The organism is Ruegeria sp. BC3 (genome assembly GCF_056539265.1).
Genome location: NZ_JBQFUP010000008.1, coordinates 67487 through 80080, shown reverse-complemented (window position 1 = coordinate 80080; position 12594 = coordinate 67487). Strand labels below are relative to the sequence as shown.

The window sequence follows — 12594 nt, the reverse complement described above, 5'->3', positions numbered from 1 at the left end:
AACTGTTGATCTTTAATGCAATTATTCAGCAGTTTAGCGATTTTTTTCGCTGCGCATAGGGTGCGGCTCAGATCCAATAGGACAACGCAATCGGCAGGACGAGGATCGTGGCCAAAGTCGATACAAGGATAAAGCCCGCAACATCCGGTCCGTATTCAGGCACATGCTGGTCGATGAACAAATACGTCGCCACCGAAGACGGCATCAGGCAACACAGGATCACCGCGCCACGTTCCGCCCCAGTGAACCCGAACGACCACACCAGCGCACTGGCGATGGTAACTGCCATGACCAGATGAAGAACTGTCAGCAGCACCGCCCGACCAAGGCTTTTGATCTGCAAAGTCGCCAGCGTATGGCCCAGCGTCAGCAGCATCAGCGGGATCGACAAACCGCCCAGGATGTCGAAGGATTTAGCCACTGGCTGCGGCAAGCTATACCCCGTCGCCATCAAGATCAGCGAGATGACCACTGCATAAATGATCGGGGACATGGCCAGTTTCCGGGGCGAGAACTCACCCGCAGGAATCCACATACCCACTGTAAAGATGCTAATCAGCACAACAACGACAAAACCCATCGTGTAGGCCATGCCCGCGTCGCCCAGCGCAAGCAACGTGATCGGCAAGCCGATATTACCGACATTCCCGTGCATCAGCGGTGTCAGAAAAGCACGAATAGGCAGGCGCATTGCCTTCAGCACAACAAAACCCAATACGCCGAACCCCGTAATGGCCAATGCCGCCGCCGCCATAACGTCCATAAAGGTACTTACCGCAATTTTGGTCGTGGAAAGATGCGAGATGATAAGCGTGGGGTACCCGACCCGTGAGACAATGCCCCCTATAACCTTGTTGTCAAACGGCGCTTTGATAACGGCCAGGGCATAGCCGATCCCGGCACAAATCAGCACCGGCAGAACCACGTTAAAAACGTTCAGAAACAAATGGTCCAACCGGTTCCCCTGTAGCAAAACCCTGATTTGGACAGTGAAACAGGCCGGCAGCTTTGGCAAGCACTGGGCCTAACCAACGCACCCGATTGAGTTTTCCGGATTAGAGCCTGATATTGCCCTGTCATGGCGCTTGGGGTTCTTCCCTTCCCGGCCTCTACAACATATAGTGGTGCGTAACAACGTGTGGTTAAGCACGGCGGGACACGGGAATACAGGCATGGCACATATCATCGTGGTGGGGAACGAGAAGGGCGGCGCAGGCAAATCGACCGTGTCGATGCATGTAGCCACGGCACTGGCGCGTTTGGGTCACAAAGTCAGCACGCTGGACCTGGACCTGCGGCAGCGCAGCCTTGGTCGGTACTTCGAAAACCGTATGAACTTTCTGAAGAACTCGGACCTTACGCTGCCCAGCCCGCGCCACCATGATCTGCCCGAGATTGACGCGACCAAGCTGAAGCCGGGCGAGAACATTTATGACCACCGCCTGTCCGCCGCCGTGTCCGAACTGGAAAGTGACAGCGACTTTATCCTGATCGACTGTCCCGGCTCGCACACCCGCCTCAGCCAGGTGGCGCATTCGCTGGCCGATACGCTGGTCACGCCACTGAACGACAGCTTCATCGATTTTGACCTGTTGGCGCGCATCGACTCGAAGGGTGAAAAAATCCTGGGGCCGTCGGTCTATTCCGAAATGGTCTGGAACGCGCGGCAGTTGCGCGCGCAGGCCGGGTTAAAACCCATCGACTGGGTCGTGGTCCGCAACCGCGTCGGTACTCAGCGCATGGTCAACAAGGAAAAGATGCAGCGCGCGATCGAAATGCTTTCGCAGCGGATCGGGTTCCGCATCGCTTCGGGCTTTTCCGAACGTGTTATCTTTCGCGAACTGTTCCCGCGCGGACTGACCCTGCTGGACCTCAAGGACATCGGGGTCAAACAGCTCAACATCTCGAACATCGCCGCCCGGCAAGAGCTGCGCGACATGATGAAAGAGCTGAACCTACCGGGCGTCGAAATCGACTTCTGAGGCATCAGCCCCGGATAACTGTCACTCAGCCGGTTGGTACACCGTGAACAGCTCTTTTGGCTCAGCTACTCCGCGCAGCATATAGCGCCCGACCGAGATCAGATCGGCAGACGCGCAAGGCTGTGCAGCCTTAGCCACATCATCCGAGATCAGGATACGCTGCCCCAGCGACCTATGCATTCCGGCTATCCGAGCAGTCTGGTTCACCGTCGGTCCAATAACCGTAAAATCCAAGCGGCTTTCAGACCCGATATTGCCATACAAAATCTCTCCCGCATGCAACGCCAATGTGAAATTTGACACTGGCAGGCCTTCGGCCTCGCGTTTGGCATTCAGCTTGGCCATACCTTCTTGCAGGTCGGCAACTGCGGCCAACGCCGCACGCGCATCAGCGTCGATCTCTCCCACATCAAACATGGCGATCAACCCGTCCCCCATGAACTTGAGAATGTTGCCATCGTTTTGGTGAACAGAATGAACCGCCACGGCCAGGTAATCGTTCAGCATGTCGATTAGCGCATTGCCCGGCAATTCCTCGGAAAGGCTGGTGAAGTCCTCAAGGTCAAAATTCAGAATCACTGCATCAATCTGCTGCAAAGAACCGCGCCGGATTTCACCGGACAGAACCCTGCGCCCGGCATCGCGGCCCAGATAGACCCGCATCAGGTCTTTCGAGACACGCGCGTCCGAGGCCGCCTTGAGCGCCAGCCCAAGATGGGGCATCGCCGCGTTGATCAATGCCAGGTCGTCTTCGTGAAACCCTTTGGGCGCATTTGACGCCCAGGACAACAGCACTCCGTTCACCACTTTGTCCGTTGAGGCAACGCCGATATGGGTCGGGCTGTTGAACGAAACACCGGTCGCATAATACTCGGTCGCACCGTGTTCCCGCAGTTCATTCAGCAGGGGATACTTGCTGGGTTCGTTCTGATCGACCAACCGTTCGTGCACAACGCTGAGCCCTTCATTCAGGACAGCATACAAGGGGCTCGCGCGCCAGTGGTCGCTGGGTACTTCGGAATACTCGAACTTCTGATGCTCTCCGCCCTTGCCTTGATACCAGCTATAGCCAGTTCCGCCATACACCGGATGCAGCGTCGATTGCGCCGCGTGAAACCGCATGAGCGGAACGCCCAAATCCACCAGCCGGTTGCAATACCCGTCCAGCAGTTCTTCTTTTTGTAATCCTTCAAGCCCGCGCGCGACCAGCCAGTTGATAAGGTCGCTTGATTTTTTCGCCACGTTGTCCGAGGTCGTCATATGGTGTCCCGTTTTTGTTCTGCTGTTCATCTGGGAACGCGGGCAGAGAATTACCAGTGCCTAATCCATATGCGCCAGCCGCCGAAGCATTTTGCGCAACAGGTCCGTTTCCTCTTCAGAAAACAAGCCCGCAAGCTTTGCGTCATAAGCCTGTGCGACCTTGCGTAGATCGCGATATGCCGCCTGACCGGCTGATGTCAATGCCAGCCGCTCGACCCGGCGGTCTGCGTCGTCGCGCGAACGAACCAGAAATCTGCGCTCTTCCAGTTTTGAGACCGAACGGCTTATCTTGGTTTTGTGGATCCGGGCGCGCAGACCAATCTCTTTTGCGGTCATCTCGCCGTAGTTGCCCAAGTGGAACAGCACCCGCCACTCGGTCCGCAGCATCCCATACCGATCCTTGTAGACCTGCTGAAACTCCAACGAGCTTTCTTCGGCGGCCCGGTTCAGCAAGTAGGGCAGAAAATCTTGCGGATCAAACTCATCTTTTTTGTCGGAAACGTCTTGTGTCATCCTTGTTAGTTACAAAATCAACTATTATCCGACAAGCAGCAAACGGAGGAATACGGAATGAATCGTCAGACCGATCCGCATAAATTGACCCAGGCCAGCACGCCTGTCGGCACGCACGCGGGCTATATGCCCGGATTTGGAAATGATTTTGAGACCGAGGCCCTGCCCGGCGCGTTGCCTCAGGGCATGAACAGCCCACAGCGCTGCAACTATGGCCTGTATGGTGAACAGCTGAGCGGCACAGCCTTTACTGCCAACCCGCCCGAACGCACTTGGTGCTATCGCATTCGCCCTTCGGTTAAGCACTCGCACCGCTACGAAAAAATCGACCTTCCCTATTGGAGATCCGCCCCGTGCGTAGATCCCGACGTAATCAGTTTGGGCCAGTACCGCTGGGACGCTGTGCCTCATTCTGATAAGGGGCTGACCTGGTTGACCGGTATGCGCACAATGACAACGGCGGGCGACGTGAACACACAGGTGGGAATGGCAAGCCACATCTATCTGGTTACCGAGTCGATGGTGGATGACTATTTCTTCTCGGCCGACTCCGAGATGCTGGTGGTGCCACAGGAAGGCCGCCTGCGGTTTGCGACCGAGTTGGGCATCATCGATGTTGAACCGAAAGAGATCGCGATCCTCCCGCGGGGTCTGGTCTACCGGGTCGAAGTTCTTGAAGGTCCCGCCCGCGGTTTCGTCTGCGAAAACTACGGTCAGAAATTTGAACTGCCGGGCCGCGGCCCGATCGGGGCAAATTGCATGGCCAACCCACGCGACTTCAAGGCGCCGGTGGCAGCGTTCGAGGACCGTGAGGTGCCGTCGACCGTTACCGTCAAGTGGTGCGGGCAGTTCCACACGACGAAGATCGACCAAAGCCCGCTGGACGTGGTGGCGTGGCACGGCAACTACGCGCCCTACAAATACGACCTGCGCACCTACTGCCCGGTCGGCGCGATCCTGTTCGACCACCCGGACCCGTCGATCTTTACCGTACTGACGGCCCCCTCAGGCCAACCCGGCGCCGCCAATATCGACTTTGTCCTGTTCCGCGAACGCTGGATGGTGGCCGAGGATACCTTCCGACCGCCGTGGTATCACAAGAACATCATGTCCGAGCTGATGGGCAACATCTACGGCCAGTATGATGCGAAACCGCAGGGCTTTGTTCCCGGCGGGATGAGCCTGCACAACATGATGCTGCCTCATGGCCCCGATCGCGAGGCGTTCGACAAGGCCTCGAACGCGAACCTCGGGCCGGACAAGCTGGACAACACCATGTCCTTCATGTTCGAAACCCGGTTCCCGCAGCATCTGACCGCGTTTGCAGCCAACGAAGCGCCTTTGCAGGACGATTACATTGACTGCTGGACGTCTCTTGAGAAAAAGTTCGACGGAACTCCGGGTAAAAAGTGAGGACTAGATGAGCTTTGATATCTGGTTAACCTATGTGGCCACGGTCCTGCTGCTGATGAGTACGCCGGGGCCCAGCCAGTTGCTGATGCTGTCCAATTCCGCGACCAATGGCCTAGGCCGGGGGATTTTCACAGCTGCCGGGGACCTCACGGCCAATCTGTTGCAGATGCTGGCCGCAGGCCTAGGACTGGCCGCAATCATTGCCACCTCGGGCACCGCGCTGGCCGTGATCAAATGGCTGGGCGTAGCCTATCTGGTATATCTTGGGGTGAAGATGATCATCAAAGCCGACCGGAAAGAGGCGCACACAGCCCCACTCGCCAGTCGCAAGTCGCTTTGGATGCAGGGTTTCATCACCTCTGCCGCCAACCCAAAGGCGGTGGTGTTCTTCGCCGCCCTGTTCCCGCTGTTCATTGATGGCGCGCTGCCGTTCTGGCCGCAATTCGCTGTCCTCTCGGTCACCTACCTGACGCTCGACGGGTTGTTCCTGACAGCCTATGGCGGCAGCGCCAGTTGGCTGGCCACGCGGCTGAAAGGCTCTGCCCGGCTGTGGCTAGACCGCGCCGGCGGTGGGTTCATGATTCTGGCCGCAATCCTGCTGGGGCTGAAGTCCCTGCGGGATGCCCAATAACTCAAAAGTATAAGGATCACAGATGTCTCTGATGAAATCCTGGGTGGCCTCGGCCAACGATGCCGACCACCCGTTTCCCCTAAACAACCTTCCTTACGGAGTCTTTTCGACCGAAGGCGAAGACCCACGATGCGGTGTCGCGATCGGCGACATGATCCTGGACGTCACCGCAGCCGAAGCCGAGGGCCTGATCGCGCTGGCGGATGAGCCGCTGTTCGACCTGCCCTTCTGGAACCCGCTGATGGAAGAAGGCCCTGCCGTTTGGGCCGCCCTACGCAACCGGCTGACCGCTCTGCTGGCCGAAGGATCAGAGGAGCAGGCTCAGGTCGAGCCACTGCTGGTCGCGCAGAGCGATGCCGAAATGCACATGCCATTCGCTGTCAGCGAATACACCGATTTCTACGCTGGCCGACATCACGCCCAGAACGTGGGCACCATGTTCCGTGGGCCGGAAAACGCCCTGCCCCCGAACTGGCTGCACATCCCCATTGGCTACAACGGCCGCGCTTCGTCCGTTGTCGTCTCGGGCACGGATATTCGCCGCCCGTGGGGCCAGCTCAAATCTCCCGATCAGGACCTTCCCGCCTTTCTGCCCAGCCGTCGTTTCGACATCGAGCTGGAAATGGGCGCGATCGTCGGCACACCGTCGGATGGTCCGATCACCGTGCAAGAGGCGGATGACCACATCTTCGGTTATGTGTTGCTGAACGACTGGTCCGCACGCGACATTCAAGCCTGGGAATACCAGCCTCTGGGACCGTTTCAGGCCAAGGCCACCGCCACCTCGATCAGCCCGTGGATCGTGACCAAGGCTGCGCTGGAGCCATTCCGCTGTGACACTCCCGCACGTGAATTCGAGCTGCTGGATCACCTCAAGGATTGCGGACCGATGCTGTATGACATCGATCTGGAAGTCACGATGGCCCCGGACGGCAAGGACGCCACGACTATCGCTCGGACCAACTACAAAGAGATGTACTATTCCGCGGCGCAACAGCTGGCCCATCACGCGACGTCGGGATGCCCGATGAATACCGGCGATCTGCTGGGATCGGGCACCATCTCGGGCCCAACCAAACCCGAGCGCGGCTCGCTGCTGGAGCTCAGCTGGGGTGGGAAGGAACCGCTGACACTAGATACCGGCGAGACCCGCAACTTTATCGAGAACGGCGACACTCTGACCCTGAAGGGCCGCGCCCGCGGCGATGGGTACACGATCGGCTTTGGTGATTGTACAGGCACCGTTCTGGCCGCACTCGAAGACCCGTTCAAGCGGTGAAGAAAATGAGCCAGCGCGCAACATATGTTGGCTACATCGCAATGAGCCTGGACGGGTTCATTGCCGATGAGGCGGGCAGCGTCGATTGGCTCAACACCTTTAACGATAGCCTCGCCTCCGACGGGGGCGATGGCGGCTATGGTGAGTTTATCAGTGAGATCGACGCCCTGATCATGGGCAGAACCACCTACGAGCAAGTGCTTGGCTGGGGCTGGCCTTACGAGAGCCGCACTGGTTACGTGCTGACGCGGAAAACGGGTTACTCGGGCGAGCATGTAGCCGCTGCGGGTGACATCAATACGCTGCGCCGTGCCATCGAAGACGCGGGGCACCGGCGCGTCTGGGTAATGGGCGGGGGCGAAACGCAACGCGCGGCACTGGATGCGGGCATGTTCGACACCCTGCGTGTGTTCGTTATGCCTACGCTTTTGGGACGCGGATTGCCCTGCTTTGCACCGGGGCGGCAGCACTATCTGGAACTGACGGACATTACACGACAACCCGGCGGCATCTTGCAGATCGACTACAGCATCAAAGACTGACCCAGATCGCCAAAGCTTAAGTCCCTCGGGGCTTGGCATGGATGTCTCGGCGCTGGCAGCAGCACGAGGCACCCTGGAAACGTGTTGGACCCATCGGGGGCGAGGAAGTCAGGCCAACTTGATCCAGATCGTTTTTTGCCAGCGGATTAGGTGGAATCATGAACCCATAGCCTTTGGCACGACTGGTCGAAGGCCCAGACCTTGCGCCATGGGCGCCAGAGTATTGGGGGAGAACCCATGAACAAGATCTTCGAAGTTCCACTTTATCCCTACGAACGCAGCCCTGATCAGGACTCGGCGACCTCGGTGCGTCACAGGGTTATTGTGGTCGGGGCCGGGCCTGTCGGGCTGGCGGCCGCGATTGATCTGGCCCAGCAAGGGGTCGAAACCGTGGTGCTGGACGACAATGACAAGGTCAGCTTTGGCAGTCGTGCGATCTGTTTCTCGCAACGCTCACTCGAAATCGCTGACCGGTTGGGCGCAGGAAACAAACTGGTTGAAAAAGGAGTGCTGTGGGACGCGGGTAAAGTCTATTTCGACAACCGCCAAGTTTATGAATTCCACCTTCAACCAGACAAGGGCTACGGAAACCCGGCCTTTATCAATCTCCAGCAGTACTACATGGAAAAGGCCCTTGTCGAACGGGTGCGGGAACTGCAGGCCGACGGCGCACCCATCGAAATCCGTGGGCAGAACAAGGTCGAGGCGATCGGCACCCATGACGATCACGTCACGCTTGAGGTCGAAACGCCAGAAGGGCCATACAACGTCGAAGCCGATTGGCTGATCGCTTGCGACGGGGCTTATTCACCGACCCGCCGGATGCTGGGTCTGGATTTCGACGGGCGCGTGTTCGAGGATAACTTTCTGATCGCCGACGTGGTGATGCAGGCCGATTACCCGACCGAGCGCTGGTTTTGGTTCGACCCGCCCTTCAATCGCGGCCAGTCTGCCCTGCTGCACAAACAACCGGACAATGTCTGGCGAATTGATCTGCAACTGGGCAAAGACATCGATCCAGAGCAGGAAAGAAAGCCAGAAAACGTGATCCCACGGCTTAGGGCGATGTTGGGCGACGATGTCGACTTTGAACTCGAATGGGTCTCGATCTACACGTTCCAGTGCCGCCGCATGGATAGGTTCCGGCATGGCCGTGTGCTGTTTGCAGGCGACAGTGCGCATCAGGTCAGTCCATTTGGTGCGCGCGGGGCCAATTCCGGTCTGCAGGATGCAGACAATCTGTGCTGGAAGCTGAAACTGGTCATCGACGGCAAAGCGCCCGAGCTGTTTCTGGACAGCTATAGCCGCGAGAGGGTCGAAGCCGCGGATGAAAACATCCGTATGTCCACACTCTCGACCGAGTTCATTACGCCGAAATCCGATATGTCGCGCTTGTTGCGGGACGCCGTTCTGGACCTGAGCGAACATTACGAGTTCGCCCGCCCGCTGGTGAATTCCGGTCGTCTTAGCACGCCCTGCGCTTATTCTGGTTCGCCCCTCAGTTCAGCCGATGCACTGAACGGACCTGAGGTGACGCGGCCAGGTTCGGCCTGTCCCGATGCGCCACTGGGTGACGAGTTTCTGCTGCCAAAACTCGCGGGTCAGTTCACGTTGCTGACAATTGATGCGGATGCGCCCGACAGTCTTGAGGAAGGCGGAATTACGGCCAGGCGGTTGGCCCTGTCCGTCAAGGACGACCTGACCTTAGAGCTCAAGCGCAGGTATCTGGGGGATGCGCCCAGCGCAGTGTATCTGATCCGCCCCGATCAACACGTAGCTGCCCGCCGCGATACATTTGAAGAGAACGCATTCCGGCAAGCAATCCGTCGGGCCACCGGTAAGGAGTAAGCGATATGACCGATCTGATCCTCACCCCCAATCTGGACAATGCCGACGGTTTTTATGCCGACTTGGTGGCTGCTCATGACGGGCTGAACCGGCATGACAGCGATGCCCTGAACGCGCGGCTATTGCTGATACTGGCCAACCACATCGGAGATACGGCCGTATTGTCAGACGCGCTGAAAGCTGCGGCATTGAAGAAAACCTGACACCTTGAGGAGGCCGGGATGAGCGGCGTGGTGCTTTATGATTACAGGTTGTCTTCAGCCAGCTACCGTGTGCGGATTGCGCTGAACTTTGCCGGGATCAGTTACAGTGCCGTCCCGGTTGACCTGAAAGAGGGCGAACAGAAGTCGGCCAGCCATTTGGTCCGAAATCCGCAAGGTTTGGTTCCAGTCCTGGAAATCGATGGGCTGCGGCTGACACAGTCTTTGGCAATCATCGACTACCTTGACCAAACCCGGGGTCTTGGGCTGTTGCCAACAGAACCGGCAGAGCGCGCAAAGTCTCTGGCCCTTGCTCAGTCCATCGCGGTCGATGTGCATCCGGTCTGCAATCTGTCAGTCGCCCAATATGCAGCCGCTCTCAGCGACAATGCCGATGATATGCCGGGTGAGTGGATGCGCCATTTCATACGTCCGGGTCTGCTGGCATTTGAGACACTTTTGGCAAGCTTCGACCAAGCGCCTTATTGTACAGGTGCCAAACCCGGTTTGGCCGACCTGTGCCTTGTTCCGCAACTCTACAACGCGCGTCGGTGGGATGTGGATCTGTCAGGTTTGCCCCGTATCCTGAGCGTCGAGGCTGCCTGTGCCGCCCACCCTAGCTTTGCCGAGGCCCACCCTGACGCCAACGCACCCGTATGACCCCGCGCGCACAGGATGTGTGCGGGCGCGAGTGGTCACACGGCCCAGCTGCGCTTACCTTCGTTGAATGCGATGCAGGAGGTCCAAATGCCTGAAATCACCGGCTATCATGCCCATGTCTATTTCGACGCCGACACACAGGACACGGCCCGACAGGTCTGCGAAGAAGCTGCCCGTCTGTTTCCAGTACAAATGGGGCGGATGCATGCGAAGAATGTCGGCCCTCACCCAAGGTGGAGCTGTCAGCTGGGCTTTGCGCCTGACGCTTTTGATCAGGTGATCCCATGGCTGATGCTGAACCGACAAGGCCTGACCATCTTCACCCACCCGGAAACCGGCGACCATCTGGCGGATCACCGAGACCGGGCGGTCTGGATGGGCGAACTCTTGGAACTTGATCTGTCAATTTTCGACAAGGTTTAATCCAACGCCCGCGCCTGATCCCGCAGTTTGAACTTCTGGATCTTACCGGTCGAGGTCTTTGGCAAAGGCCCGAACACCACGGTTTTCGGTGCCTTGAAATGGGCCATGTTATCACGGCAGAACCCGATGACCTCGGCTTCGGTCGCTTGGGCATCCGGCTTCAGTTCGATGAAGGCACAGGGTGTTTCGCCCCATTTGTCATCGGGGCGCGCCACCACAGCAGCCTCCATGACGGCGGGGTGTTTATAGAGGATATCCTCGACCTCGACCGATGAGATGTTCTCGCCACCCGAAATGATGATGTCCTTGGATCGGTCTTTCAACGCGATATAGCCGTCCGGATGCATCACACCCAGGTCACCCGAGGCAAACCAGCCGCCTCGAAACGCTTTGTCCGTAGCCTCGGCATTCTTCAGGTAGCCTTTCATGACGACATTGCCCTGCATGAAAATCTCGCCCATCGTCTCGCCATCGGCGGGCACTGGTTCCAGCGTATCCGGATCGGCCACCATCAATCCGGACAATGCCGTGTATCGCACGCCCTGACGCACCTTGAGCGCCGCGCGCTCTTCGGCTGCCTTGTCGTTCCACTCGTCTTTCCATGCGCACACGACAGAGGGGCCGTAGGTCTCAGTCAGGCCGTAAACATGGGTAACCTCTATGCCCATGTTTTCCATGCTCTCAATCACAGCGGCAGGCGGCGGGGCCCCAGCAGTCATCACCTTGATCTCATGGTCAAAATCCTTGAGGTGATCGGGCGCGTTGGCCAGCATGTTCAGGACGATCGGCGCGCCACAGAAATGGGTGACCTTCTCATCCCGGAATGCTGCATAGATCGGCTCGTCCCGCACGGCGCGCAAACAGACCGACACTCCGGCATTCGCCGCCATTGCCCACGGAAAGCACCACCCGTTGCAATGGAACATCGGCAGGGTCCACAGATAGACCGAGTGCTTGGGCATGTTCCAATCCAGCAGGTCCGACTGTGCGTTCAACGCGGCGCCTCTGTGATGATACACAACGCCTTTCGGATTACCGGTAGTTCCCGAGGTATAGTTCAGCGTAATCGCGTCCCACTCATCATTGGGCAGGGACCAGTCAAATTCAGGGTCACCTTCCGCCAGCAAGGCGTCATAGGTCAGGCTGCCCAGCTTTTCGCCACCCTTAAAGCTGGGGTCTTCGATATCAATGACCAGAATGTCGTGATCGACCTGTTTCAGCGCCTCTTTCACGACGCCCGAGAATTCAGGATCGACCAGCAAAGCCTTTGACTCAGCATGGTTCAGGATGAAGGCAATGATCGGAGCATCCAGCCGCGTGTTGATGGCGTTCAGCACAGCACCCGCCATTGGAACGCCAAAATGTGCCTCGTACATCTCGGGGATATTGGCGGCGATGATTGATACCGTATCCCCTACCCCAAGGCCGCGCGCGGACAAAGCTCCGGCCAATTGCCGACAGCGTGAATAGGTTTCGGCCCAGGTATAGCGGCGCACGCCGTAGACCACCGACGGATAGTCTGGGTAGATCAGCGCTGTCCGCTCGATAAAACTCAGCGGTGACAGCGGCGTGTAATTCGCGCGGCTTTTGTCCAAATGACGCTCATAGATATTGGCGTTTTTCATTTGCTGATCCTCCCTCTTCACTTCGGGCGAATTGAGCACAAACTTGTTCATCTGACAAATCCGTAAAAATACGGCGCGGCCATGGACTGGAATTACGGGATGATGCAATCTGGCCCTATCTCCGAAACAGCTTTCGCGGTGATCTGAGCCATCGAAAACACAAGGCCGGGATAGTCCGATTTTGGCAACCCGCGCACCAGCCATTCTGAAAGGACATG

Annotated in this window: 13 protein-coding genes; 9 read left to right on the top strand and 4 right to left on the bottom strand. The window is 58.0% G+C overall.

The annotated features are described in order from the left end of the window. Positions 1–67 precede the first annotated feature (67 nt). Positions 68–955 (bottom strand): AEC family transporter, encoded by an 888-nt coding sequence (locus tag ACR0MV_RS18560; RefSeq protein ID WP_480703226.1) that lies wholly within the window; start codon positions 953–955, stop codon positions 68–70. 217 nt (positions 956–1172) lie between these two features. Here ACR0MV_RS18560 and ACR0MV_RS18555 point away from each other — a divergent pair, with 217 nt between their 5' ends. Continuing rightward, positions 1173–1982, top strand: coding sequence for a division plane positioning ATPase MipZ (locus ACR0MV_RS18555; RefSeq protein WP_170428969.1), 810 nt, complete (start codon positions 1173–1175; stop codon positions 1980–1982). A gap of 21 nt (positions 1983–2003) precedes the next feature. Here the strand turns inward: ACR0MV_RS18555 and ACR0MV_RS18550 are convergent, their stop codons facing one another. Beyond that, on the bottom strand, positions 2004–3242 hold the full coding sequence (locus tag ACR0MV_RS18550; RefSeq protein WP_480703224.1) for an adenylate/guanylate cyclase domain-containing protein: 1239 nt from the start codon (positions 3240–3242) through the stop codon (positions 2004–2006). A 60-nt stretch (positions 3243–3302) separates the two neighbouring features. Then, the gene (locus ACR0MV_RS18545) at positions 3303–3755 is read right to left on the bottom strand and encodes a MarR family winged helix-turn-helix transcriptional regulator (RefSeq protein WP_170469544.1); all 453 of its coding nucleotides are present in this window, start codon (positions 3753–3755) and stop codon (positions 3303–3305) included. A 57-nt stretch (positions 3756–3812) separates the two neighbouring features. Between ACR0MV_RS18545 and hmgA the strand changes: the two genes are divergently transcribed. The 8 genes from hmgA to ACR0MV_RS18505 all read left to right on the top strand — a co-directional run bounded on the left by hmgA (position 3813) and on the right by ACR0MV_RS18505 (position 10751). Beyond that, entirely contained in the window at positions 3813–5168 is a 1356-nt protein-coding gene (hmgA, locus tag ACR0MV_RS18540) for a homogentisate 1,2-dioxygenase (protein WP_480703223.1), read from the top strand. A 7-nt stretch (positions 5169–5175) separates the two neighbouring features. Beyond that, entirely contained in the window at positions 5176–5799 is a 624-nt protein-coding gene (locus tag ACR0MV_RS18535; RefSeq protein WP_480703222.1) for a LysE family translocator, read from the top strand. Between the two features lie 22 nt (positions 5800–5821). After that, complete coding sequence (gene fahA / locus ACR0MV_RS18530; RefSeq protein WP_170428985.1) at positions 5822–7078, top strand: fumarylacetoacetase; 1257 nt, start codon at positions 5822–5824, stop codon at positions 7076–7078. A 5-nt stretch (positions 7079–7083) separates the two neighbouring features. Further along, positions 7084–7620, top strand: a complete 537-nt coding sequence (locus ACR0MV_RS18525; protein ID WP_170428988.1) for a dihydrofolate reductase family protein — start codon at positions 7084–7086, stop codon at positions 7618–7620. A 237-nt stretch (positions 7621–7857) separates the two neighbouring features. After that, complete coding sequence (locus ACR0MV_RS18520) at positions 7858–9468, top strand: FAD-dependent oxidoreductase (RefSeq protein ID WP_480703221.1); 1611 nt, start codon at positions 7858–7860, stop codon at positions 9466–9468. 5 nt (positions 9469–9473) lie between these two features. Further along, the gene (locus ACR0MV_RS18515) at positions 9474–9671 is read left to right on the top strand and encodes a DUF2783 domain-containing protein (protein ID WP_170428992.1); all 198 of its coding nucleotides are present in this window, start codon (positions 9474–9476) and stop codon (positions 9669–9671) included. A gap of 18 nt (positions 9672–9689) precedes the next feature. Further along, positions 9690–10328 (top strand): maleylacetoacetate isomerase, encoded by a 639-nt coding sequence (gene maiA / locus ACR0MV_RS18510; RefSeq protein WP_480703220.1) that lies wholly within the window; start codon positions 9690–9692, stop codon positions 10326–10328. Between the two features lie 87 nt (positions 10329–10415). Next, entirely contained in the window at positions 10416–10751 is a 336-nt protein-coding gene (locus tag ACR0MV_RS18505) for a DOPA 4,5-dioxygenase family protein (protein ID WP_480703219.1), read from the top strand. Here the strand turns inward: ACR0MV_RS18505 and ACR0MV_RS18500 are convergent. Further along, the gene (locus tag ACR0MV_RS18500) at positions 10748–12376 is read right to left on the bottom strand and encodes an acyl-CoA synthetase (RefSeq protein WP_480703218.1); all 1629 of its coding nucleotides are present in this window, start codon (positions 12374–12376) and stop codon (positions 10748–10750) included. The two genes, ACR0MV_RS18505 and ACR0MV_RS18500, sit on opposite strands and share 4 nt — an antisense overlap. Positions 12377–12594: the final 218 nt, after the last annotated feature.